The sequence below is a fragment of the Desulfobulbaceae bacterium genome (assembly GCA_013792005.1).
Classification (GTDB): Bacteria; Desulfobacterota; Desulfobulbia; order Desulfobulbales; family VMSU01; genus VMSU01.
Genome location: VMSU01000153.1, coordinates 1 through 23060, shown reverse-complemented (window position 1 = coordinate 23060; position 23060 = coordinate 1). Strand labels below are relative to the sequence as shown.

Here is a 23060-nt window from a genome sequence, read left to right as displayed (position 1 = left end):
CTGCGTCCCCGTCCAACACCAGCGGGGATTGAACTGAATTGCGTGGCGGTTTTGCTCGTTCGGCATACCATATGTATGGCCTCACTCATAAAATACACCCCGCGCCTTGTATATCGCACCTTTCGGAGTCTCGCAGGCTCGCTTACCTGCTTAGCCATTCCCGGACTTTTTGCGAGATTGTCAAGTTTAAGTGATTGAAATTGTGTGTTTAAAGCGTAGGGTGTGCAACACGTTTCTGGTTGCGCACGCGGTTTGTTTGATTCTGAGGCCTTCTGGTTGGCGAAAAGTTACTTGATGACAAATCACTGCCGTAGGCAGGGCGGGACGCTACTTTGTCACATTTGCATATCTGTGTGCGCATGCAATTTCTTGTCATTCCGGCATGATTTTAGCCGGAATCCAGACCGTTGTGACGCACTGGACCCCAGCATGAAATCATGCTGGGAAATTTATACTATGGCTTCAATTTCATTGTGCTATAATCAGAATGTTTTTGTAACTGATTACCGTCAATCGAGTTGAAGGTGGTTGCGCCAAGTCTAACTAATTAAGGAGAATTACCATGAACAGGATTTTTACTTTACTGCTGTTGGTATGTTTCTGGACAAACCCGGTTCTGGCACAGGAGACGTTGATGGTCGCCGGTACTGGCGAGAATCAGGAGGTCGTACGGGCCTTGGCCAAAAAATTTGAAGAACTCCATTCTGGGGTAACTGTGGAGGTTCCGGATAGCATTGGCTCAGGCGGTGGGATTAAGGCCTTGCTAAAGGGGAAGACCGATCTTGCTCGAACTGGTCGCCCTCTAAAGGATTCTGAAAAAAGTGGCCTGGTCGAAGTTAAGTTCGGTCAGACACCCGTGGTGTTCGCTACTCATCCAACAGTGACCACGGTGGACAATTTAACTACTGCCCAGATCCTGGATATTTTTTCCGGCAAGATCAACAACTGGAAAGAGGTCGGTGGGCCGGATAATAAGATATATCCTACCAGCCGAGAGGTTGGCGATTCAGCCCGTATTGTCTTGGAGGCATTAATGCCAGGTTTTAAAGATTTGCAATTTGTCTCCAAGGAATTTTTTACTAGCGCTGAGGCAGTGCAGGCCCTTGCTGACCATGAGTTTACTATTGGTTATGTCTCCATGGCGTCGTCTCGCGGCAAGAAGGTGACGGTACTAAAAGTTGATGGGAAAAGTCCTGTTGTTGGTGTGGATGGCAGGGTCGATTATCCATATTTAGTGCCATTTTATCTGGTGCATAACGAGAAGCCTTCTGTTTTGGCTACGCAATTTATCGATTTTGTCCTCTCCTCCGAGGGGCGCGCTATTCTCTTAGCCAATGGAGCTGTGCCGGTTAATTGACGGTCAGGCGAGCTATGCAGGAAAGAAGGACGGTAAAATTCTCAACGCTTGGATCGATCCGCAGTAAGCTTTTCTTGCTGCGGATTGGAGTCGGCGTGGCCATGGCGTTTTCTCTGGGTATTTTTTGCTATTACCTTATGACTCACTCCATGGACAAGATAAGGACCGAGAACCTGGAGCGAGATACCCAGGTTATTATTGATCTGGTAAGCCGAAAGGTGGTTGATTACAAGAAGACCTTGGCCGAGATATCGACGGCAGAGGCGGTTAAGAAATATTTTCAGAACTATAGTTTGAACATGATTCAGGGCTACATGAAAAATCTGCATTCCCCCTTTGATAGCCTGGGATTGGTGGATGAGGAGGGGATGATGGACATCAACCTCGTCCGCGGCACGACGGCTCTTGGCTCGACCAACTTGAAAAATGATCCTGATTATCTGCTGGCCGTGCAGTCAAAACCGGGCCAGACCGTAATGAGTCAGCCACGCTTTGTCGACTACCTTGGGGAGTATGCCTTGGTTTTTGACTGTATGGCCACGGATTTTTTCGATAAACGTTTAAGTTTTGTCCGGGCGGCTTTTCCTTTGGCCCGGTTTGCCGAGATCTTTGCCCATGCCAAGATTCAGACGCTTAACAATATATTTATTGTCAGTCCGTCAGGCCAAGTGATCTACAGCAGTTTGAATAGTGAGGATTTGGGCCAGGATATCACCAAGGTCCGTGGTCTGCTCGGCAAGCTCTGGGCGGATGGTCGATCCATTGGCGAACAGACTTTTGCCGACGATTCTTTTAAGTTTAAGCGTGATGTCGTACCCGAGTTGGGATGGCAGGTGCTGGTTACCGCAGACTTGGCTCTATGGGAAAAGCCTATCGCCAAACTGCGAAATCAGATCATTCTCTTTGCCTTATTGATGGTGGCAGTGGGGGAGGTGATTTCCCGCCTGATCGGTCTGAAGATCACCGAACCTATTACTCGCCTCAATCGACTGGCCCAGACAATTGTTCATAGTGGTCGGCTCTCGGATCGGGTGGAGTGGCAGTCCATGGATGAGCTGGGGGAGTTGGCCCAATCAGTTAATCTGATGCTGGATCGGGTGGAGGAGTCACATAACCAACTGCTGGCCGAAAAACAGTTCGTCGATAATGTCTTGTCTTCGGTGGTGGATGGCATGGCAGTCTGCGGGGCTGATGGCATGATCATCAGGATTAATCAGGCACTCGCTCACATGTTAGATTATGAGCAGGTTGAGATGTTGGGTGTGCCTGTGGTCTCCATTTTGCCGAAAGAGGCTGTGGCTTTTCAAGATGACGGTAGTGTGCAGTTGGCGTTGGATTTTGAACATCAATTCCTACGGGTGGACAATACGTTGGCGCCAATGAAGGGTGGGGCAGAGCTTGCGGTATCCTGCACGATTTCATCGATTCGGGATTTGTCGGAACAGCCTGCCGGTTTCTTGGTTATTCTGACTGATATCCACGAGAGAAAGCAGCTTGAGCAGGCGCGAGAGAAGGCCGAGAGCCGTTTGCGAGAGACCCAGGATGAGTTGCTCAAAACCGAGAAGATGGCAGTGGTGGGCCAGATGTCCGGGATGGTGGCGCATGAGGTCTTGAACCCAATCAGCGCAGTCAAGGTCCGGATCGATCTCGGCTTGCCCAAAGCCCAGGAGTTGGCTAAAGTAATAGAAGTCATGGGCCGGATTATTAATGACTGGCGGGCCGAGGAAAACAAGGGGACTTTTGCCGACTATTTTGCTGTCGCAGGGAAAAAAGATCTGATAATTTTAGCTAAAATCAGTGACACTCTAGTCAAACGCAACGCTGATCGAATAGTCGATCTGGAGTTTCTTGACCGTCAGATCTTGCGAGTGATCAAGATTATAGATAATCTCCGTGAAATGTCCCGTCAGGAAAAGACTATTGAGAAGGTCAAAGTGACCCAACTTCTCGATGAGGTCATTGATGATCTGGGAGATGGGATGAGAAAAAGGCAGATTGAGTTACGTCGGGACTATCGAGCTGAACCCACGGTGATGGTTGATTATATGGAAGCATATTCCATATTTTCTAATCTGATTAAGAACGGGATGCAGGCTATTGATAAACAACCGCAAGGACATGATCGTGTGATTTCGGTTGTGGTCGATGTCGCCAATGAAGAGCAAGCAATGATGGAGATCAGCGACACTGGCATTGGGATGGATGCTACTCAATGCGAGGCTATTTTCACTCCTGGGTTTACCTCCAAGGGGCGTCAGGGCACAGGCATTGGCACCAGCTTTGCGCGTAAGCTGGCTCGTCAGTTTGGTGGTGATATTGTATTGAAAGAGAGTGTGCCAGGCAAAGGAACAACCTTTCAGGTGCTGTTATCTATGGGGGTAAGGTATGACCAGTAATTGGTATTGCAAGACAATTATATGTGTGGATGATGAAGAATCGGTTCTGGAATCGTACCGGCAGATACTTACTATCTCGGAGGAGGATGCGGAGCTTGCCGATATCCTGGCCTTGGCAGATGAACGGTCTGGAGAGAGCGCCGTCTCGGGCAGTGATTCTCGGCAGGAATATACCTTGTTGTTGGCCGACTCCGGCGTCAAGGCGTTACAGTTGATCCGTGATGAGTTGGCTGCCGGCCGGAGGGTAGCAGCGGGTTTTTTCGATATGCGGATGCCGGGGATGGACGGGTATGAGACGATTAAGGCCATTCGTGAGCTTGATCGTGATCTCGTCTGCACGGTAGTGACCGCCTATACCGACCGAAGTGTCAATCAGATCCGGGATCTCTTCTCAGGAGACAGTCAGGATCAGTTGCTCTATTTTAAAAAGCCTTTTGCCCCGGAGGAACTCGAGCAGTCAGCCTTGAACATGGTAAGCGCCTGGAATAACAAGCGCCGCTTGGAGGAGTATATGCGGGCGGTTGAGATGCATAAGCATGGCTTGAGTCATATTCTCCATGCGGTGGGGGTTCTCTCCTGCGTGCCGCCCCATTCGCTGCAGTCGTTGTTGACTGGCTTGCTCTTTGAGTTTATGGCCTTTTTGGAGGCGGAAAATGGGTGCATAGTGTTCTGGCCGGATAAGGATGGTCCGAAGCTTCAGTATGGAGTGGGACGATTCGAAAACCAGTTGAATCTTCATCAAGTTGTCGAGGATGAGAGTCTCTTCCAGGCATCATTGGCCGTGAATCAATGCCAGGTCGTTGGCAATCAGTGCTTTGTGCCCTTGGTGAACAGGGATCAGAGATTTGGCGGGATGTATATTGAGACCATAAAATCTAAAGAAATGCGAGCCGATCTAAATCTGCTTGAGATATTCAAGACTCAGATGGTTCAGCTCATCTTGAACAGTCTTTATCATCAGCGGGCCGTAACATCCATGGAAGAGGCGCTCACCGACCCGCTCACTGGTCTTTATAATCGTCGTTTTCTGGTGAAAGTCCTGTTTGACGAATTGAAGAGAAATATGGGCGTAAAGATGCAAATGGCTGTGCTTATGGTGGACCTGGATGACTTTAAGAAGGTTAATGATCTCTATGGTCATGACGCCGGAGACGTGGCCCTTCGCAAAGTGGGTAATGTCTTGCAGCTTGCGGTTCGAAAATGTGATTTATTTGGGATGGGCCGTGAGCTTGAGCATATTGGCAGGACCGAGCAGTATGCCTTGCGTATGGGTGGGGAGGAGTTCTGTGTTATTCTGCTGAATACCGGGTTGGATGGCGCCAAATCTGTCGGTGAACGGATGCGGCAGGGTATCGCCCAGGGTGGGTTTGTTTATCAGGGAGAGGAGATTCCTTTGACTGCCAGTGTTGGCATTTGGTCGGGTGAAGTAACTTCGCTCGATCATGAGAATGAGGATTTCTTGGCCGATTATATTGTTTGTGCCGACCAAGCCTTGTATCAGGCTAAAGAACAGGGTAAAAATCGGGTAGTGGTTTATGAAAGCAGTTCGGCTTGATGCTTAAGCATATGAACAGGACTCTGTATTGATTGATGAATCGGGGGAACTTCAAGGTTTGCGTTAGAAGTGTGTTGTGGGTTTGGAGGAGATAATAAACAAAAAAAGCGCTTACTCCATAGTGAAGTAAGCGCTTGATTTTTTGGTGGGCCATCGGGGACTCGAACCCCAAACCTGATGATTAAGAGTCATATGCTCTACCAGTTGAGCTAATGGCCCGGAATTGGGTTCGAAAGTATCACAAGTGGTGGGTAAGGTCAAGGGGGAATACCGAAAAAAGAGAGTATTTTTTGGTGATGTGCTTTGTGAAATTATGCAAGTAATTTTTTGTTATAATTTCTTCTTGACATAAGGCCTCTCTATGTGCTGGAATAAAATATAGTAATTGTGAAAAGAATAAATGTGAAAAGGTAGTGTGGGTAGTGCCAAATGCGAAAATTGTGAACATCTTGAAAATACTTTCATTGTCGTAAAGTCGAAATGAGACAATGGCATCTAACCTTGGGGGGGGAAGATGAAGATCACAATGAGCGCTATCACGATAGCCTGTTTGATCCTGCTGGTTGGGACAATGAGTAATGCTGCGGATGCTGTGGTGAGTAAAGAGGTGTCGGCAGAGAATCAACAAGTTGTTGATCTCAGTAAGGTCCGACGTCATCAGAAGTTACGGGCTTGGGTTGATTCGATAAAGCCTGCAGCGGGTCATGTTGAGACAAAGGCGAATCCGGCGGCAACCGAGTACTGGCGTCAGTCTGTCCGCAGGGAAAATCGAGGAACCATGCGTGAATGATAACTGGTAGTTGAGTTGAGAATTGATAAATAAAAAGAAAGGGGCCTGTTCTCGTATTGAGAATTGACCCCTTTCTTTTTATTTGTGGCTCTCGTGATACTTTAAGCCGTTGTCACAATATAATTTCATCATCTTTGGTAATAACGGCTCCTTATGTCTCCCAGGAGAGGAGGGAAAAGTTAGATTGTCAGGTCGTCACGAAGCGTGGTGCGAGGTCCGCCATGTCCAGATGTCCGCCAGTCGCGAATAGGAGCGATGTCGGAGAGTTCATTTTTGCGGCCTAAGCGGTCTAATCGATCATGGATCGACTGCCAGATGCAAGGAGTGTTGGTGTGAATCTCGCAACGACCGCCTACTGAACCACCGCACGGGCCATTCATCAGGCTTTTGGCGCAACGGGCCACGGGGCAGAGGCCAGCAGTGAGATGGAGCACACAATCGCCGCAACCGGCACATTGCTCAATCCATTGCCCTTGTTCCATTGAACCGCCCATGCAAGTGGTGTTGACGCCTGGGTAGATGCGGGTCATTGGTCGTAAGTTGGCAATAAAGTTAACGCCAACACCACAGGCCATGGAGACGATGGCATCATACTGGCCATCCCAGTCGTCTAAGGTGTCGATATATTCTTTATCACACTGACGAACCAGCGTCGCGGTGATAGTATTTAATTTCTTGCCTTCCTTCTGGCAACCCAACCGTAACAGTGAGGCGAGAAGTTCCACCTCCCGCTCACCTCCAGCGGAACATACCGAGACACATCCCCGGCACCCTAACACCAAGACTCTGCTGAAGTCCTTAACCATGGCTACGATCTCGGCCACGGGTTTGCGATTTGCGATGATCATTTGCTCTCTCCCTTGAATGGGCTTGGGCCAAGTGTCCGTATAGTTTTGTCCATAGTTTGGGCCGCTGTAATGAATTCGGGGTGGAGTCCTCGCTGTAGGTGGAACATCTCGATTCGTTCCGGTTCTACACCAAGTTCTACCAGGGCCTTTTTGACCGCCAGGACTTTCTTTGCCGCCCGTTGGCTTCCAAGGACGTTGTGGCAGGTGTCTTTGGGGCAGCCCACCACATAGACGCCATCGGCGCCATTTTCAAGGGCAGCAAGTAAAGCGCTGACCTGAAGTTTGCCGGAGCATGGTAAGCGGTTGATTGTCACAGTGGACGGGAAGCCATCTTCCAGTAGTCCGCCGCCATCTTGCGAACAGGACTGCTGGGATGTGTAATGGCAACAAAATGCCTGGATGTCAGGGCTGAAGCTCATTGGATTCTCCTACGTAACGGGGCCGCCGTTTGTTTGTTATTTGCTGCTGGCGCAGGCGGCAAGCAGACGTTCATCTTCAGATTCATTCAATTTGATTGCCTGGGCCGGGCACTCACTGACACAGATTCCACAAGCCCTGCACTCTTTGGTGCTGATCTCAGCTACACCTTTCGTGTCGATTTTAGGGATACTCCAGGGGCAGACTCGGACGCAGGTAAGGCATGATACGCACTGGTCACGTTCAACCCAGGCAACTTTACCCTTGTCGCGCAGGTCTTGTTCGGTAACATACCCTTCACTGACGGCAATCTTCCTGAGCGCTGTCATGATGTCAGCAAAGCCGACATTCTGAGGGCAGACAAAAACACATGACCTGCACTTTGAGCAGTACCACATAAGATCCGATTTGAGGACTCTGTCTTTGAGTCCCATGCGGATCATGTGGATGATCTTTCGAGGATCGAAGTCAGGGATAGCTTGGCTGACCGGACAGGCGCCACTGCAGGCGCCGCAGGAGAAGCAACGGTTGAGCCACTCGCCGCCGGGGATGTCGGTTACTTGGCTGCTAAAGGCCGGGTTAATTTCGGTGTTGGTAATTCCCATGGGAATCTCTCTTGGCTGTATTGATCAAAGGGTGAAGGACGGTCTTCGCATGAAGTCCATCGTCTTAAATAAGCACACGGAACTCACCTTTTCCCAGTAGATCATGCAGGTGCAGAATGCCGATCAAGCGTTGGTCATGGTCGACCACCGGCAGGATCGTTACTTCGTGACGTTGCATGATGCTCAAGGCATCAGCTGCCAAAAGGTCGGCCTGAATGGTTTTAGGGTTTGGTGTCATTAACTCGCCAGTTGGACGAGCAAAAATTGCAGCAGATTTAACCACAAGACGACGAATATCGCCATCGGTAAGAATACCTAGTATGTATTTTTCGTGGGAGACAACCAATACCGCCCCGATATTTTTTTCGTTCAGCTCTACCAGGGCCTCTGAGAAGAGAGTGTCAGGGCTTATTGTCGGGATGCGTGTTCCGGTAAGCATTACCTCTTCAACCCTGATCTTGAGTCGTTCGCCCAGGCTGCCGCCCGGGTGATTGCGGAGGAAGTCACTCTCCTTGAACTGTTTGCGGTTGAGGAGGACAACTGCCAGCGCGTCTCCCATGGCCAAGGTGGCAGTGGTACTGGCGGTGGGCGCAAGGCCCATGGGGCAGGCCTCACGTTCTACACCGACATTGAGCACGGCGTCAGAGGTCTTGGCCAGTGTTGACTCGCGGTTGCCGGTCATCGCGATGAGTCGATTGCCTCTTTTTTTGAAACTGGGCAGCAGCATGGTCAGTTCTGGGGTTTCACCACTGTTGGAGATGGCAAGGATAACATCATCGGGTGAGACCAGCCCTAAATCGCCGTGCATGGCTTCAACCGGGTGTAGGAAGAAGGATGAAGTCCCGGTGCTGTTCAAGGTGGCGGCGATCTTTTGACCGATAATTCCGGACTTGCCGATTCCGGTGATGATCACCCGGCTGGGGCAGTCCATGATCATGGCAACCGCATGTTCGAAATTATGGTCCAGTCGGTCAACCATGGCAAGAATGCCATTGGCTTCGATCTGCAGGACCTCTTTGGCAAGGGTGATTGACATGGGTCTATGGGTGATCAGCTGCCAAAGGCCAGCTTGTGGAAGTTCTGATCAGGTGGGACCGGATAGTCGTTGTTGAAGCAGGCAAGACAGAAGGTATCCTTTGGCATGCCAGTGGCTTCGACTAGGCCTTCAATACTTAAGTATTGAAGTGAATCAAGATCAAGGGATTTGCGGATCTCTTCGACTGTGTTATTGGCTGCGATTAACTGACCTCCGGTGGGGAAGTCAATGCCATAAAAGCAGGGATATCTGGTAGGGGGGCAGCTAATCAGCATATGGACTTCCTTGGCCCCGGCGTTACGCAGGGACTGTACCCGGCTGCGACCGGTGGTGCCGCGGATAATGGAGTCTTCCATGATGATTACCCGTTTGCCCTCTAGAAAGGAACGAACCGGGTTCAACTTGACCCGTACCGAAAAGTCGCGCATGGACTGGGTTGGTTGAATGAAGGTACGACCAATATAATGGTTGCGTATCATTCCCATCTCAAGTGGTAGTCCTGATGCTTGCGAGTAGCCTAGAGCCGCGTAGTTGCCCGAGTCGGGAAAGGGCATGACAAAATCGGCATCGATTTTGGCTTCACGAGCAAGGATTGCCCCCATTTTTTTGCGGGAGGAATAGACATTCAGTCCGAAGATATCGCTGTCTGGGCGGGCAAAATAGACCTGTTCGAAGATGCAGAATCGCGGTTTGTGCAAGGGAGGGGTTGAAATGGTACGGAGCCCATTCTTATCAATGATCAGGATTTCTCCCGGCTCGATGTCTCTAATGTATTTTGCCTCGATCAGGTCCAGAGCACAAGTTTCGGAAGCAACGACATAGCCTCCGCTGTTCAGTTGTCCGAGACATAAGGGGCGGAAGCCGTAAGGGTCGCGGATAGCGATGAGCTGAGTTTTGGTCATCAACAGGATAGAGTATGCGCCACTCACCCGGGTGAAAGTTTTTTGGATTGACTGTTCAAGTCCGAGAGCCGAGTTGTGGGCAAGAAGATGAACCACAACCTCGCTGTCGGTAGAGGACTGGAAGATAGCGCCAGCGGCCTCCAGCTCATCGCGAAGTTCTTTGGTGTTGACTAGATTACCGTTATGGGCAATGGCGATGGTGCCACCTTGGTGGGAGGCTGTAAATGGCTGGGCGTTAATGACGCTGGAACCGCCGGTAGTTGAGTAACGGACATGCCCTAAGGCCATGTTGCCGTGCAGGCGGCCTAGGATTGTCTCGGAGAAAACCTCCGGGACCAAGCCCATTGCTTTGTATTCATGGACTTTGACACCATCGGAAGAGACAATGCCGGCACTCTCTTGTCCGCGATGTTGAAGGGCGTAAAGGCCGAAGTACGTGAGTTTTGCTGCGTCAGGGTGTCCAAAAATTCCGCAGACTCCGCATTCTTCCTTGGGCCTGAGTGATTGGGTGTTGCAAGGCATAATATGATCCTTCTGAGCCCGGCGTGAGTGGTGCAACAGGCTCGACATTATCGGGCGTGTTGCCCGTCACATGGAAAGAGCGAATGAATTAAAAATCGATCCGGGAAAAAGTAAGTATACTACCTTTTTTTAGGAAGATGGGAAATAATTTTTTCTTACGATTCAGGTTGAATAGTATGTAGGCTGCTGGGGGGTAATTAGAAAAATCTTATTATTCTGGGATGTTGGTTATCTCGTTTAATAGCCGAATTGCTTAAAAGAGGGTCGAAACTAATGAGACTAAGAAAATATGGACTAGATTTTTTTTCATTTTCAATCTCAATTGACCACCAGGCTACAGTCCTTTAATTTCAAAGTGACTTAATTCTACTTTGTCACATTACCAATCAAATAACGCCAGCAGTCTTTTTCGTCACCCCGGCACGGTTTTAGCCGGGGTCCAGAGAGCTCGAACAGACTGGATTCCGGCTAAAACCGTGCCGGAATGACGAACAATAATGCTGTGAATCTAAGTAATCGTTTACCAGAAGCGTTGAACGTGCGGATTTCACCGGGTTGTAACCATTTTCCGGGGGCCCGGTGAACGGTTACGGTTTTTGCTCAAAATTATTGAAGAAATTAAGCCATGAAGATGTATTGTGGAGTGACCAGTCTCGGGGGCGCGTCGGGGCCTCTTTCATGATGTCAATGAGGCCGTATCTGGCGAGACGTCGGTATATCCGGACGTAGAAACACCGCTTACGATTAGGATAGACTTCGCACCAACCATTTTGGCTGCCGCCGCAGGGACCGTTCAACATGTATTTGGCGCAGCCGGACTGAGGACAGAGGTAGGCGAGATCGGCCAGTCGGCAATCCCCGCAGTTCTGGCATCCGAAGAGCAGGAGTTTAATGAGATACTCAATCCTCATCAGCAGGGTGTCGTATCCTGCCTCGCCGAGCCCCAGGCAGAGTTTCCGGGCCAAGGTAAATCCTGCCCCGTCTGGTTCAAAAAAGAGGGAGTGTACTGCATGGGACAGGGCGTACGGAATAGACAGTCCAGGATTGACGGCAGGATCCTTGATGGCCTGCGCCATGTTGAGGCCGTTTTCAGGGTCTTGGGCATAAAAATAGGCGCCATTGTCTGGCCAGTAGGTGAGTTCTGGGACCAAGTCACGCCAGTCAGGAGTGAGGTCATGGGCTTGACTGATCACGAAGTCCAGATCGGTAAAGGTGAGTCCCGGTCCGCCGATATGGGCGCCTGCATACCCTAATCCTTTGAGGATGGCTAAAAGTTTTGCTGCCCTGATCAGTCTGGCCTGACGACCTCGGTCCGGTGAGGCGGCTTCTTCCATGATTTGGGCATAGAGGGTGTCGCTGACTACGCAACCGGGGATCTCTCCGTGATGCATAAGTTTAGCTACGGTAAGGTTGGGGATAAAGACGTTGCCTAGTACCGGCAGGTTGAAATTGTTGAGTTTGAGGTAGAGCAGAACCTCATGGAATTTTCTGGCGTCGTAGCCCAGCTGGGTGATGATGTAGTCGGCGCCAGCCTTGATCTTGCGGTGCAGCTTGGCGTATTGGAGGAAGAGTTCGGACGGCAGAAGTTTGAAGGGGGAAACCGCCACCCCCTTCAGGAAGGAAGTGGGGGTGAACTCAAGGGCGGCCTCCGGATGGGAGGCTTCGATCCGGCCTCGATTCATCTGCGAAATCAGATCCAAGACTTGAACGCTGTCGAGGTCGAACACCGGTTTCGGCCTGCCCTGATAGCCCTCTTGGGGGTAATCGCCGGAAAGCACCAGCAGGTTGTGGAGGCCCTGCCGATCCCAACTGAACAGCAGGCTCTCCATCTGGTTGCGGTTCTTGTCCTTGCAGGAGAAATGGTTGATGACCTCCAGACCCATTGCCTGGATCTCCTGACCCAGGACTTCGGGAGACAGGGCGGGATGACCACCGGCGTTCTCGGTGATGCTGACCGCCTGCATACGGCCGTCGGCTGCCGCTTGGCGGGCGAGGTTCAGTAAACGGCTTTGGCCCTTGCTGTGACCACCTCGGCTTGGCACCAACTCGAAGGTGAGGGTGAATTGGTTGCGGTCAAAGAGAGAGCGACGGAAGGAGGATTCGGTGGTCATGGCAGGTCAGCTCAAGGTGTATTTATCGGCGTACCCCCTGGGGGTGATCATAAAGTTGCGCCAGCAGAAGGTCTTGGAGTTGCCGACGATGACCGTGGACTGCATGGTAATTTTTGCATCAAGCAGCTTCCCCAGGGTGGTGAGGGTGATGGTTTCCTGTCCTCTGGTGGCGGCGGTGACGATGCCGGCTGGCGTTGATGCGTCCCGATGCTCCAGGATCAGTTCTCTGGCCCGGACAATGTGTTCGGTCCGTTTCTTTGATTTGGGATTGTAGATGACGATCACGAAGTCGGCGGACGCCGCGGCGGAGAGGCGTTTTTCAATCAGCGGCCATGGGGTAAGGAGGTCGGAGAGGCTGATGGCGGCAAAATCGTGCATCAGCGGGGCGCCGAGACGGGCCGCGCAGCTGTTCAAGGCGGCGAGACCGGGAATAACTTCGATGGTGGCAGAACTATCCTTCTCGGCGGCCAACTCGAAGACCAGACCGGCCATGGCATAGATGCCGGGATCTCCGCCGCAGACCAGGGCGATGTCGTGGCCGGCCTCTGCCATCTCAAGCGCCTTGCGGCAACGGTCCACCTCCTGCATCATGGCCGAGGAGAGCACCACCTTGCCCACCAGCAGTTCAGGGATGAGATCGAGGTAGGTGCTGTAGCCGATGATGGTAGAGGAACGGGCAATAGCCGTCTTGGCGGCTTCGGTCAGGTGTTCGAGGCCGCCGGGTCCGGTGCCGACGATTGAGAGTCGACCGACAGCATTACTTGCGTCTCGGCCAGGGCGATGGTTACATTGTTCCATTTTGTTTTCCTGATCAGTAGAGTATTGGTGCAGGCGGCCAGCATGGCTGCCGGCTCGGCTACGGCTAAAGCCCCGGTCGCCTTCAGCACCGCGCTTGATGGAGTGATGCCTGGGACCGAGTTGAGTTGTTCCGCGTTGTACCAGTGTTGTCTAAGTCCGTGAACTGAAGCAAACTGGAGCAGCCCCGGCTCGTCGTGTTTGATATCAATGGATGCCATCTGCGAAACGGCTTGAAAGCAGAATCGGTGCTGACTGCAGGTGGCCATCGCCGCCTCTTCGATTTCCGCCATGACCGTGCCCCTGTTGCAGCCAACCCCTATGACGAGATTTTTGGGACAGAGAATGGCCAAGGCACGGTTCTTCGGGGGAAGACGGTTGCTGATGATCAACTCGGCTTCTTCAATTTTTGCTCCGGGGGCAAAGTCAGCAGGGAGTGTTCCCGGCAGGTCGGTAAAAACGGTAATTGTGCCGTTATTGACCAGTGCGGCGCTGGCTGCGGTCAGGCTGCCTTGGGCAATAACTAAATTGTTATGTCGAGCCCAGAGGTCGATGGCGGTAAGGCCTAAGGTGTCCGAGGCCGTGGTAATTACTGCCTGGCCGCCGGTTGCGGCAGCTGCAAGGTGAGCCAGGTGGTTGCCGCCGCCTAAATGACCGGAGAGGAGGCTCACGGCAAAGCGTCCAGCCTCATCCAGCACCACCACGCCGGGGTCGCTCCGTTTACTGGCCAGCAGTGGGGCGATGGTTCGCACGGCAATCCCGGCTGCCATGATCAGAATTAGTCCGCCATAGCGTGGCCAGGCATCGGCCATGGTTGCGGCCAAGCCTTGGCCCTGAGGGTCAAGGACAACGGCCTGAAGTTTGGCGCCGATTTGGGCCGCCAGTTTTTTGCCACCGATTGTCAGGGCGATGATGGCTAGTGGCGCTAACGGTTTTGTTCGCTGGGTTAACAAGGGCTCGGTGCTGGTCTCTTCGACTCCGCTCAGGGAACGAGTATGAACGTTTGGATAGCAAGCGCGATTTTCCGTTCTCTGAGCGGAGTCGAAGGGAACAGAAGCGCCGCCAGGAAGGATCTTTCGTTCCGGCAGGTCAATAACTCTGCTGCTGATCTTGACATTCCTGCAATGCGTTTCATTTCGGTACGCTGCTAATCGATGCAGTTGGTTGGTATCCCCCGTGATTAGCGCCTGTTTCTTTTTGCGGTTCCACCCCTGAATTTGCTTCTCTCTGAAGAACACATCGTCAAGACGATCACACTCATCACAGTATGCCAATCTTACCGGAAGCCTGTTTCTGGTATAATTAGCCCCTTGTCCGTTTTGATGCTCCCACAGGCGTCGTTCCAAATTAGTCGTGCTTCCGGTATAGTAGCTGCCGTCAGCGCATTCAAGGATATATATGTAAGGCATTATGCTTAGGTGCTGTTAGGTGGAGAAGTCGGCTTCGATTTCGTTCCCTTCGACTCCGCTCAGGGAACGATGTGGATTCAAGATCGTTCCCTGAGCGGAGTCGAAGGGAACGGGGGGCAAAGGGTTTGTCTCCGCATCATCTCTCATGGTGACAGCCGTTCGATCTCCCATTCTCCGTCCACCGTCCTTCGGTAGACAAGGCGATCATGCAGGCGGCTTTCACGGCCCTGCCAGAATTCAAGTGAGTGGGGAACCAGACGGTAGCCGCCCCAGAAGGGTGGGCATGGCACTTGCTGTCCCTTGAATCGACGTTGGTATGAATCGATTTTTTCCTGGAGTTGGGCCCGACGGCTGAGGGTGGCGCTTTGCCGAGAGGCCCAGGCCCCGATCTGGCTAGCCCGCGGCCTGGTCGCAAAGTAGCATTCCGATTCTTCACGGCTGACCTTTTCCACCTGGCCCTCGATTCTCACCTGGCGATAGACCTCCTTCCACCAGAACACTAAACTTGCCTGCTGGTTGCTGTCAAGTTCGTAAGCTTTGCGGCTGCCGTAATTGGTGTAAAAGACAAAGCCCTGTTCGTCGACCCCCTTGAGCAGCACCAGGCGGTTGGACGGCTGGCCGGAGGAGGAAACAGTGGAGAGCACCATGGCGTTGGCGAACTCCGGATCCACCTCCTTGGCCAGTTCAAACCAGGCGTCAAACTGGCGGAACGGATTGACATCGGCCGTGGCCCTGCTGAGTTTTGCCTCGTCAAGGTAACGGCTCGCACCGCTCTTGATGAGACGGACAATAATTTTTTTGATCAAAGACATGGGTGTTTTGGGTGGTGGGTAGAGGGTGAGCCAAGGGTGTGGCTTATGGCGCCCACTACTTGGCAACATCGACTTTCGCCTTACTTAGGCTGGCATATTTTCGTCAACCCCGACAGCCGTGGGCGAAGTTCTTGTCGTATAGTTTTGAAACCGCCTTCAAGTCTGCTTGGGCAAAGGCCTGACCAACGGCGATCATGGCGGTCTTGACGATTCCTGCCTCTTTCACCTGTTGGGCGATGTTGGTCAAATCTCCGCGGATAATCCGTTCTTCCGGCCAGCTGGCCTTTTCCACCACCGCCACCGGGGTGTCGTCCGGGTAGCCGCCGGCTTGCAGATCGGTCACCACCTGGTCAATTAGCCCGGCGCTCAGAAAAATCATCATTGTGGCCTGATGGCTGGCCAAAGAGATCAGATTCTCTCGTTCCGGCACCGGGGTCCGGCCAGCCTGACGGGTGATGATCACGGTCTGGGAGACCTCGGGCAGAGTGAGTTCGCTCTTTAGGGCTGCGGCGGTGGCGGCCATCGAACTCACCCCCGGCACCACCTCGTACGGCACCCCCTTTCTGTCAAGTTCCGCCATCTGTTCCTTGATCGCCCCAAAGATCGCCGGATCCCCGGTATGCAAGCGAACGACCTTGCGCCCCAGGCGTTGGGCTGCCGCCATCAGGGCCGCAATTTCTTCCAGGTTGAGCCCTGCCGAGTCGTGGATCTCGGCGTCAAGTCCGGAGAGCAGCGCCGGGTTGACCAGGGAGCCTGCAAAGACGATCAGGTCGGCCTCATTCAACAAGCGGCGGCCCTTAATGGTCAGAAGTTCCGGGTCGCCGGGGCCGGCCCCGACAAAATATACTGGGTTCATAGTTTATCAACTCTCATGTCACTCTGCCATGAAATCATAAATCTGGTGTAACGGGGGAAGGGTCGTAACCTGTTCTTGAAATATCGAGATCAAATTGAGCGTGTTCGTATAGATGGCATGAATCGGGTCTCTTCCCTTATCGACCAGTTCCTCAACGGAGGGCATCGTCTTGATATTCTCCTCAGCTATACACTTGGCTTCAGCCATTGCCGCAAACGATATCACCTTCGTTTTAACTGCCTGATCGAATATCTTTTTCAATTTAATAGCTATTTTCCCCATAAACACTCAATGGTTCGACCTTGTCTCGGAAATAATTTTAACAAGAACACTGTATTGAATTGGTCCCAAGCCGACCTCGCTAGCCCCGGAAGCCGCTTTCAAATCTGTCATTCCTAACCAACAAAACAATATAGTTCCCATAGTCGTTTACTACTGTAAATATTCTTGCAGTCAAGTAAATAAATTTGTAGTGACATGTCTCCAGCATTCATTAAGGGTGTTACAACATTCTTTCCGGCTGCCCATCTGACTTTTGACAAATTTCACATCATGAAAATTATCTATTTTTTTGTTCATGCGTTTTTCTCCGGCCAGGGCTGTTTCTTCTGCAGTTGCCTGATTCGGCTGAGAAATGGGCAACCGCCTTTTGGCAATGGCGATATCGTTTGTTCGGGAAATTCTCTCTTCCTTGCTATTCTTTTTCTCATGCAACAAGTGGGAGTCCTGGTTATCGTCGTCTCACAATGATTGATGAAAAATAATGCAGTTCATCCTGCCGCACCGTGGTTAGGTCGTGGATGATACGTTCGGTGTCCTGGGAGGTGCGTTCAATAAGCACCGCATGGTCCAAGAGTCCCTGTTCCGTCAGCAGCCGGACGATGCGGTCCATCACCCGGTGCACCTTCATCAGGACGATGGTCTGAAAGGAGTTTAAGACCTCGGTCAAGCGCTCGTTATCAAAGGTGGCTGGGATCACGGCCATCATATCGTCTCCTTGGCAGAGAGGGACGCCGGCGCTGGCAGCACAGGCCCCGATGGCCGAGACACCGGGTACGATCACGGTTCTACTTTCCGGAGCCAGTTCCAATAGGGTTTGGCAGGTGTAGAACCCGGTGCTGTAGATGGCAGGATCGCCTAAGGTTGGGAATGCCACATTGTGTCCGGTCCTGAGGTGGCTGATGACTGTGTCGGCTGCTCGGCGCCAGGCGGCATCGACATCGGGGTCCGGGGCGGCCGACATCCTGATCTTCTTCATTGGGAAATGGATCTCAATGATCTCTTTGCCTGCAAGAGGCACGACTTTTTCGATGATGGCAAGGGCTGTGGAATTGCCGTCTTCATGGCCTTTGGGCACGACCAGAGTTTGGCAACTGGCGAGGAGGCGCAGGGCCTTCAAGGTCAAAAGTTCCGGATCGCCGGGCCCGACGCCGATAACATAAAATGTGCCGTTCATTTGCTTCCTGTGATGATGGTGATGGGGTTAAGGGAGAGCGGTCCGTTTGCTTGAGGAGGGTAGATCTCCCGGCTGATAGTGATGGTGGAAATATCCACGTGCAGTCCGTGTTGATGAAAGATGCGTGGCGCTGTGTCTCTGGTGTTTTTGGTGACGGCGCTGGCTATGATGATGCCGTGTGCTTTAAGCCGTGTGCTTGCTATCGTGACAATGGCTGGGAGTTGTCCGCCGCTGCCGCCGATAAAAACTCGGTCCGGATCCGGAAGTTCGGTTAAGGGGTCAGGGGCTTGACCAGGGATCAGGTGGAGGTTGGCCAGTCTGAATTTCTGGCGATTAATTGCGATGTTTTGCTGTTGGTCGGTATTGCGCTCAATGGCAAAGACCGTAAGTCCAGGGCAGAGTCTGGCTGCCTCAATGGAGATTGAACCGCTGCCAGCTCCGATGTCCCAGAAAACGCCGGTTTGAGGAAGGCGAAGTCGATGGAGGATTGCGGATCGAACTTCGTCTTTGGTGATCAGTCCTCGACTGTGGGCGATTTCGGTCTCTTTCAGGCCGAAGAGGAACTTCGTTGTCGGGCTTGCCGGGGCGGTGAGGCGGATGATCATCACGTTAAGGTCGGAAAAACGCTGGGTTGCGATGCTCTTCGGGGTGCCGTGGGTAATACGTTCGTTGTCGCTGCCGAGTTCTTCCGCCACCATGATCCGGCAGTCTGAGTCATTAAGACCGATGGTCTCCATTTGACGATTGATACCGGCGGCGATAATTTCTGGACGTTGGTGCGGGTCGGTGAACAGAAACAGCGGGCGCTGGGTCATGAGCGCAGGGAAGAGGTCTTGGTCAGCGTACTGTTCCCTCGGCGAAGCCGAAGTGATCATTTGGTCTGCTGCTGCCAATGATGGTTTTACCCGACCGTGCAGTGACATGAATATGGCATCGTCCCACGGTTCTTTGAGCTGGGAAAAGGCAAGCTGCATCGAGGATATCGCCGGGTGAATGGTAAGTCTCTCGGCGCCGAAGCGAGTACTTAAGCTGCGGCCGATCCCGAAGAAGAGCGGGTCTCCGCTAGCGAGGACGGCAACATCTCCTAGAGTCAGCCGCGTCTCGATCTTTGACAGGGCTTCGCTGAGTGGCGAGATCGGCAGTATCTCGCAGGGGAGGTTGGAGATGAGATCTTTGTGGCGGGCGGCGGTAACCACACAGCTTACTTTCTGGAGGGCGGTCTGTCCCGCCTGGGTTGGTCCGTCAGGACCAATGCCGATCAGGATCAGTTTAGACATGGGCCGCCACTTGAAGCGCATTGTTGACCAGGTACACGGAGACTGGCCGTTGGGCAACGTCTTCGGCATAATTTTTAGCGGCTGTGCAGACTTTAGTGATGAGATCTGTGCGGCCTTCGGCAAGCAGCCGATCATAAATTTCCCGGGCGGTATTGGCTTGGGCTAAGGAGTGGCACAGAGGTTGACTGTCGCTTAAGCGACCGATGAATTTGGCTGCTGCTTCAACTTCAAGGGCGCCGTGGCGAACATGAGTTTGGGGAATGGCCATGGCGGCTTTCAAGATCTTAGCCCACATTCCGGCCAAGTGAATTCTGGTAAACCCGTTACGAGCGGCGGCGGTCAGGGAGAAATGAAGGTAATCCCCCATCATCGCGAATGATTCCACTGGTAGATTGAGAAAGGCTTGAACTCCCTTTTCCGAGGTGCGACCGGTGGAGAGCACAATCTCGCGGCAGCCGGTTTCACGGGCCACCGCCATAGAGGCCTCGATGGTGGCGGTCCAGGCTTCGGCTGACACTGGCCTGACAATGCCGGTGGTGCCCAGGACGGAGAGGCCGCCGACGATGTCCAGCCGATGGTTTAAGGTCTTTTCTGCCAGTTCACGGCCCTTGGGGATGATGATGGTAACGGTAGCGGTTATCGGGCCGAGTGATTCTTTTTCCACCAAGGCTTCTGCAATGGCTGCGGTAATCATCTGCCGGGGCACAGGGGTGATTGCCGCCTCGCCCACGGCGATAGTCAGGCCGGGCTTGGTCACGATGCCGATTCCTTCGCCTGCCACAAAACGCAGGGACAGAGGATCTTTTTCTGCGCTTTCGGCTAGCGTAACATGGGCAGTGATTTCGGCGCCGTTGGTAACATCCGGGTCGTCGCCAGCATCTTTGATCACTGAGGCTTGCGCCTCGCGCTTATTGTGCCGGTGACCATTGATTATGGCGAAGGAGTGCCGTTGGCCTTCGGGAAAGGGGATTTCCACTGTATCTACTTGATCGTTGCTGAGCATGATCAGGCAGGCGGCCTTGGCTGCGGCTGCGGCACAGGCGCCGGTAGTGAACCCCGAACGTAGGCGTTTATTAGCCACGGAGTGTTTCCTCTTCGGCTGCCAGCCGGATTAAGGCATTGACTATTGCTGCGGCCACCGGGCTCCCGCCTTTGCGGCCAAGGGCGACAATATAGGGAATCTCTTGCTCCGCAAGCCACTCTTTACTTTCAGCGGCATTGACAAATCCTACCGGTACGCCGATGATAGCGCCATCAAAGAAATTTTGTTGTTGGCAGAGGGTGATGACCTTGATGAGCGCAGTGGGCGCGTTGCCGATGGCGATGATTCCCGGGTTTTGAGCAAAGGCCATTTGGATGGCTGTCTCAGAGCGGGTGAGTCCCTGGGATTTGGCTTGGTCGGCAATGGTAGGGGCGGCGATCTCGCAGATGACATGGCCGCCCCAGCGAGCTAAAGCCGTGGCATTGATTCCTGATGCAGCCATCCGGACGTCGGTGGCAACACTTCTCCCTTCACGCAGCCGGGCGATGGCGGTGGTGATGGCCTGGGGGTGAAAATGCAACGCTGCTGCAAAGGCGAAGTCGCCGGTGGCATGGATCACCCGCTGGATAACGGCAAACTCATCGGACGGAAAGTCTTCAGGGAAACGGCCAGTCTGGGACTTGAACTCCTCTTTGATGATGGCAAAGCTCCTGGCTTCGATCTCTTCAGGCTTGATACTGGTGATTTTTGCGTTCATTGAGTTTTTCCTTCCCGGCACAGGGTGATAAGAGATTGAGCTGCCTCCGGTGTTTGGCCGAAGTGGAGGTGGAGGTAACCGCCCAGGGTATTTCTGATTTGATACCCCTCGCTTCGACCGTCTTGGAGTTGAAAGGCCCGAGTGATGGCGGGTGGCATCTCATCAATTTCCGAGTAGTGAAATTCATGGCCGTAGAGTGTTCCTTGGGTCCCCAAAAGGCAGGGCTGGGTAATGGTAGCCTCCCGGTATCCTAAGCTTGTCAGGCGCTGCCGCATTCGGGCTCGCACCGGAAAGAGTGCGGCAAAATCCCAGAAATCTCCTGCCAGATCGGTAATGCCCTGGCAAAGATAGAGGAAGCCCCCGCATTCGGCGTAGATCGGGCGGCCAGCCTCAGACCACGCTCGGATCTCGGCAAGCATGGTCTGGTTCTCGCTTAAGCTTTTGGCATGGAGTTCCGGATAGCCGCCTCCCAGGTAGAGGGCATCAAGATCGGGCGGCAGGGTTTGATCGTTGATGGGGCTGAATGGCACCAGCATCGCTCCGCTTTGGTTCAGTAGGTCCAGGTTGTCTTGGTAATAGAAGCAGAAGGCCTGGTCGCGGGCAATGCCGATTCTGACTTTGTGGGGATCTGTCGGTGTTGATACCGATGGTATCTCGGCTGGGTCCTCGATCAAGGCCAGGCGCTGGATGGCGGCAAGGTCGATATTCTGAGTCACGGCATCGGCTAAGGCGTTAATCTGGGCAGCGCTTAACGGGGACTCGTCACCCATCATCAGGCCCAGGTGGCGGTCAGGAATGACAAAGTCAGGATTTCGGGGCAGGTGGCCAAGGAGCGGGGTGTGGCAGTGGCTGCGGATTGCGCCGCTCAACAGTTCGAGATGTCGTGCGCTTCCTACTCGGTTGAGGATCACCCCCATCAACCTCAGCTCCGGGTCAAGGGTCTCAAAGCCCTTGACCACAGCTGCGATGCTTTCGGCACAGGCCTTGGCGTCCACCACCAGGAGCACCGGCAGCTTGAGGGTCTTGGCCAAGGCGGCGGGACAGGCCGCGCCGCCGTCAAAGAGGCCCATGACTCCTTCGATAATGGCAATGTCGGCGTCTGTGCCATGACGGTGAAAGCAGTTGCTGACCACGGTCTCGCCGCACATCCTGAGATCAAGATTCCGGGATACTCGGCCACTTACCATCTGGTGCAGGGTGGGATCGATAAAATCCGGTCCGCATTTGAACGGCTGGACCGAGGCCCCTTGCTGGCGCAGGGCGGCGAGGAGTCCTAAGGTGATGGTGGTCTTGCCTGCGCCACTGTTGGTCGCAGCCAGCATGAACGCCTGTCTTTGAGTCGTCATGGTTATTCGGGGAAGGCCTGGTTGAATTGTTCCGGATACAGAATCTTACCAATGCTGATAATGCCCTCGATCATGCGCATGGTGGGGCGGGCCACCAGGTGTTCGTCGATCAAAAAGACCTGTCGTTCCTTCACCGCCTTGATGGCCTGAAATCCTGGCTCCTCAAAAATGTCCTGTTCTGTGATTTTGTTCATCCGGCCCTGTTGCGCGAGAAAGATGTCGATATCTCCAGCCTTGGACAGCAGGTGCTCGGTGCCATATTCGGCAATGTTGGTTGAGCGCACCTGGTCTGCGTCGGCTGCAACATTGATCCCGCCTGCCGTGGTCAGGGCGAAGATCGCCATGCTCTGTGGGGCAAAGGTCTTGACTTTGCTGTGGATGGCCTCGAAGTAAACGCGCTTGCGGCTGGTCTCGGGGATGCTCCGGACTACGGTCTTGATCGACTCAAGCCTGGCAGTAAAGTGAGAGATCATCTCCTCGGCCGCCTGCTCACGACCTGATAGTTTGCCTAAAGTCTGCCAGTAGGCAAAGGTTTCGTCGACCGTGTTCGGTTGGAGCGAAACGATGGTGATCCCGGTAAGCCGCAGTTTGTCGATCAGGGCGGGTGAGGAGCGGCTGATCATCGGGCGGGTGATCACCAGATCTGGCCTCGCGGCGATGATCCGTTCCGGGTCCTCACGGTAGTCGAATTGTGGTTTTACTGTGGCGGCTTGCGGGTAGTCGTCATTAGTCGAAACCCCGATGATCTGCTCTGCTAAGCCTAAAGAGAAGAGATTCTCGGTGTGAGCCGAATAGAGGGAGATGATCCGGGTGAAGGGTTTGTCAAAGGTG

General features: G+C 53.1%; 21 protein-coding genes, 1 tRNA gene and 1 pseudogene. 5 read left to right on the top strand and 18 right to left on the bottom strand.

Translation table 11 applies throughout. From position 1 onward, the window contains the following. The first annotated feature begins 562 nt into the window (after positions 1-562). From FP815_09400 to FP815_09390, 3 genes are read left to right on the top strand one after another with little or no spacing between them, the layout of a single operon-like run. Entirely contained in the window at positions 563-1357 is a 795-nt protein-coding gene (locus tag FP815_09400; protein ID MBA3015154.1) for a phosphate ABC transporter substrate-binding protein, read from the top strand. A 14-nt stretch (positions 1358-1371) separates the two neighbouring features. Continuing rightward, positions 1372-3753, top strand: a complete 2382-nt coding sequence (locus tag FP815_09395; GenBank protein ID MBA3015153.1) for a PAS domain S-box protein — start codon at positions 1372-1374, stop codon at positions 3751-3753. After that, on the top strand, positions 3743-5308 hold the full coding sequence (locus FP815_09390; GenBank protein ID MBA3015152.1) for a diguanylate cyclase: 1566 nt from the start codon (positions 3743-3745) through the stop codon (positions 5306-5308). The genes FP815_09395 and FP815_09390 overlap by 11 nt, the downstream gene beginning before the upstream one ends. A 143-nt stretch (positions 5309-5451) precedes the next feature. On the opposite strand, the gene FP815_09385 is transcribed toward FP815_09390, so the two are convergent. After that, positions 5452-5527: transfer RNA gene (locus FP815_09385), tRNA-Lys, on the bottom strand. Positions 5528-5822: 295 nt separating this feature from the next. Here FP815_09385 and FP815_09380 point away from each other — a divergent pair. Next, positions 5823-6098, top strand: a complete 276-nt coding sequence (locus FP815_09380) for a hypothetical protein (GenBank protein ID MBA3015151.1) — start codon at positions 5823-5825, stop codon at positions 6096-6098. Between the two features lie 179 nt (positions 6099-6277). Here the strand turns inward: FP815_09380 and FP815_09375 are convergent, their stop codons facing one another. The 11 genes from FP815_09375 to FP815_09325 form a co-directional block, all read right to left on the bottom strand. Further along, entirely contained in the window at positions 6278-6946 is a 669-nt protein-coding gene (locus FP815_09375; GenBank protein ID MBA3015150.1) for a hypothetical protein, read from the bottom strand. Beyond that, on the bottom strand, positions 6943-7365 hold the full coding sequence (locus FP815_09370; GenBank protein MBA3015149.1) for a hydrogenase iron-sulfur subunit: 423 nt from the start codon (positions 7363-7365) through the stop codon (positions 6943-6945). Before FP815_09370 ends, FP815_09375 begins: the two co-directional genes overlap by 4 nt. A gap of 36 nt (positions 7366-7401) precedes the next feature. Beyond that, positions 7402-7968, bottom strand: a complete 567-nt coding sequence (locus tag FP815_09365) for a 4Fe-4S dicluster domain-containing protein (protein ID MBA3015148.1) — start codon at positions 7966-7968, stop codon at positions 7402-7404. Between the two features lie 64 nt (positions 7969-8032). After that, positions 8033-9004, bottom strand: coding sequence for a KpsF/GutQ family sugar-phosphate isomerase (locus tag FP815_09360; GenBank protein ID MBA3015147.1), 972 nt, complete (start codon positions 9002-9004; stop codon positions 8033-8035). A 14-nt stretch (positions 9005-9018) separates the two neighbouring features. Then, the gene (locus tag FP815_09355; protein ID MBA3015146.1) at positions 9019-10428 is read right to left on the bottom strand and encodes an amidophosphoribosyltransferase; all 1410 of its coding nucleotides are present in this window, start codon (positions 10426-10428) and stop codon (positions 9019-9021) included. Between the two features lie 587 nt (positions 10429-11015). Continuing rightward, the gene (locus FP815_09350) at positions 11016-12539 is read right to left on the bottom strand and encodes a methylenetetrahydrofolate reductase (protein ID MBA3015145.1); all 1524 of its coding nucleotides are present in this window, start codon (positions 12537-12539) and stop codon (positions 11016-11018) included. Between the two features lie 6 nt (positions 12540-12545). Beyond that, the gene (gene cobJ, locus FP815_09345) at positions 12546-13337 is read right to left on the bottom strand and encodes a precorrin-3B C(17)-methyltransferase (GenBank protein ID MBA3015144.1); all 792 of its coding nucleotides are present in this window, start codon (positions 13335-13337) and stop codon (positions 12546-12548) included. Next, positions 13241-14743, bottom strand: coding sequence for a hypothetical protein (locus FP815_09340; protein MBA3015143.1), 1503 nt, complete (start codon positions 14741-14743; stop codon positions 13241-13243). The genes cobJ and FP815_09340 overlap by 97 nt, the downstream gene beginning before the upstream one ends. Positions 14744-14886: 143 nt before the next feature. Further along, positions 14887-15555, bottom strand: a complete 669-nt coding sequence (pdxH, locus tag FP815_09335) for a pyridoxamine 5'-phosphate oxidase (protein ID MBA3015142.1) — start codon at positions 15553-15555, stop codon at positions 14887-14889. 103 nt (positions 15556-15658) lie between these two features. Then, the gene (gene cobM / locus FP815_09330) at positions 15659-16411 is read right to left on the bottom strand and encodes a precorrin-4 C(11)-methyltransferase (protein ID MBA3015141.1); all 753 of its coding nucleotides are present in this window, start codon (positions 16409-16411) and stop codon (positions 15659-15661) included. Between the two features lie 18 nt (positions 16412-16429). Beyond that, positions 16430-16693 (bottom strand): hypothetical protein, encoded by a 264-nt coding sequence (locus FP815_09325; GenBank protein ID MBA3015140.1) that lies wholly within the window; start codon positions 16691-16693, stop codon positions 16430-16432. A 192-nt stretch (positions 16694-16885) separates the two neighbouring features. Here FP815_09325 and FP815_09320 point away from each other — a divergent pair. Continuing rightward, positions 16886-16975 (top strand): annotated as a pseudogene (locus FP815_09320) (transposase). A gap of 166 nt (positions 16976-17141) precedes the next feature. Here the strand turns inward: FP815_09320 and cobI are convergent. The 6 genes from cobI to FP815_09290 all read right to left on the bottom strand — a co-directional run. Continuing rightward, complete coding sequence (gene cobI, locus FP815_09315) at positions 17142-17867, bottom strand: precorrin-2 C(20)-methyltransferase (protein MBA3015139.1); 726 nt, start codon at positions 17865-17867, stop codon at positions 17142-17144. Then, positions 17864-19213, bottom strand: a complete 1350-nt coding sequence (gene cbiE / locus FP815_09310; protein MBA3015138.1) for a precorrin-6y C5,15-methyltransferase (decarboxylating) subunit CbiE — start codon at positions 19211-19213, stop codon at positions 17864-17866. The genes cobI and cbiE overlap by 4 nt, the downstream gene beginning before the upstream one ends. Next, positions 19137-20225, bottom strand: a complete 1089-nt coding sequence (cbiD, locus tag FP815_09305; GenBank protein MBA3015137.1) for a cobalamin biosynthesis protein CbiD — start codon at positions 20223-20225, stop codon at positions 19137-19139. Before cbiD ends, cbiE begins: the two co-directional genes overlap by 77 nt. After that, entirely contained in the window at positions 20218-20883 is a 666-nt protein-coding gene (locus tag FP815_09300; GenBank protein MBA3015136.1) for a precorrin-8X methylmutase, read from the bottom strand. Before FP815_09300 ends, cbiD begins: the two co-directional genes overlap by 8 nt. Beyond that, positions 20880-22202 (bottom strand): cobyrinate a,c-diamide synthase, encoded by a 1323-nt coding sequence (locus FP815_09295; GenBank protein ID MBA3015135.1) that lies wholly within the window; start codon positions 22200-22202, stop codon positions 20880-20882. The genes FP815_09300 and FP815_09295 overlap by 4 nt, the downstream gene beginning before the upstream one ends. A gap of 29 nt (positions 22203-22231) precedes the next feature. Then, positions 22232-23060, bottom strand: an 829-nt coding sequence (locus FP815_09290) for an ABC transporter substrate-binding protein (protein ID MBA3015134.1), incomplete at its 5' end; no start/stop codon positions are given.

Coding starts and splice junctions, on each gene's coding strand:
- FP815_09400 (MBA3015154.1), top strand. CDS start 563: ATGAACAGGATTTTTACTTTACTGCTGTTGGTATGTTTCTGGACAAAC.
- FP815_09395 (MBA3015153.1), top strand. CDS start 1,372: ATGCAGGAAAGAAGGACGGTAAAATTCTCAACGCTTGGATCGATCCGC.
- FP815_09390 (MBA3015152.1), top strand. CDS start 3,743: ATGACCAGTAATTGGTATTGCAAGACAATTATATGTGTGGATGATGAA.
- FP815_09380 (MBA3015151.1), top strand. CDS start 5,823: ATGAAGATCACAATGAGCGCTATCACGATAGCCTGTTTGATCCTGCTG.
- FP815_09375 (MBA3015150.1), bottom strand. CDS start 6,946: ATGATCATCGCAAATCGCAAACCCGTGGCCGAGATCGTAGCCATGGTT.
- FP815_09370 (MBA3015149.1), bottom strand. CDS start 7,365: ATGAGCTTCAGCCCTGACATCCAGGCATTTTGTTGCCATTACACATCC.
- FP815_09365 (MBA3015148.1), bottom strand. CDS start 7,968: ATGGGAATTACCAACACCGAAATTAACCCGGCCTTTAGCAGCCAAGTA.
- FP815_09360 (MBA3015147.1), bottom strand. CDS start 9,004: ATGTCAATCACCCTTGCCAAAGAGGTCCTGCAGATCGAAGCCAATGGC.
- FP815_09355 (MBA3015146.1), bottom strand. CDS start 10,428: ATGCCTTGCAACACCCAATCACTCAGGCCCAAGGAAGAATGCGGAGTC.
- FP815_09350 (MBA3015145.1), bottom strand. CDS start 12,539: ATGACCACCGAATCCTCCTTCCGTCGCTCTCTCTTTGACCGCAACCAA.
- cobJ (MBA3015144.1), bottom strand. CDS start 13,337: ATGGAACAATGTAACCATCGCCCTGGCCGAGACGCAAGTAATGCTGTC.
- FP815_09340 (MBA3015143.1), bottom strand. CDS start 14,743: ATGCCTTACATATATATCCTTGAATGCGCTGACGGCAGCTACTATACC.
- pdxH (MBA3015142.1), bottom strand. CDS start 15,555: ATGTCTTTGATCAAAAAAATTATTGTCCGTCTCATCAAGAGCGGTGCG.
- cobM (MBA3015141.1), bottom strand. CDS start 16,411: ATGAACCCAGTATATTTTGTCGGGGCCGGCCCCGGCGACCCGGAACTT.
- FP815_09325 (MBA3015140.1), bottom strand. CDS start 16,693: ATGGGGAAAATAGCTATTAAATTGAAAAAGATATTCGATCAGGCAGTT.
- cobI (MBA3015139.1), bottom strand. CDS start 17,867: ATGAACGGCACATTTTATGTTATCGGCGTCGGGCCCGGCGATCCGGAA.
- cbiE (MBA3015138.1), bottom strand. CDS start 19,213: ATGCCGAAGACGTTGCCCAACGGCCAGTCTCCGTGTACCTGGTCAACA.
- FP815_09300 (MBA3015136.1), bottom strand. CDS start 20,883: ATGAACGCAAAAATCACCAGTATCAAGCCTGAAGAGATCGAAGCCAGG.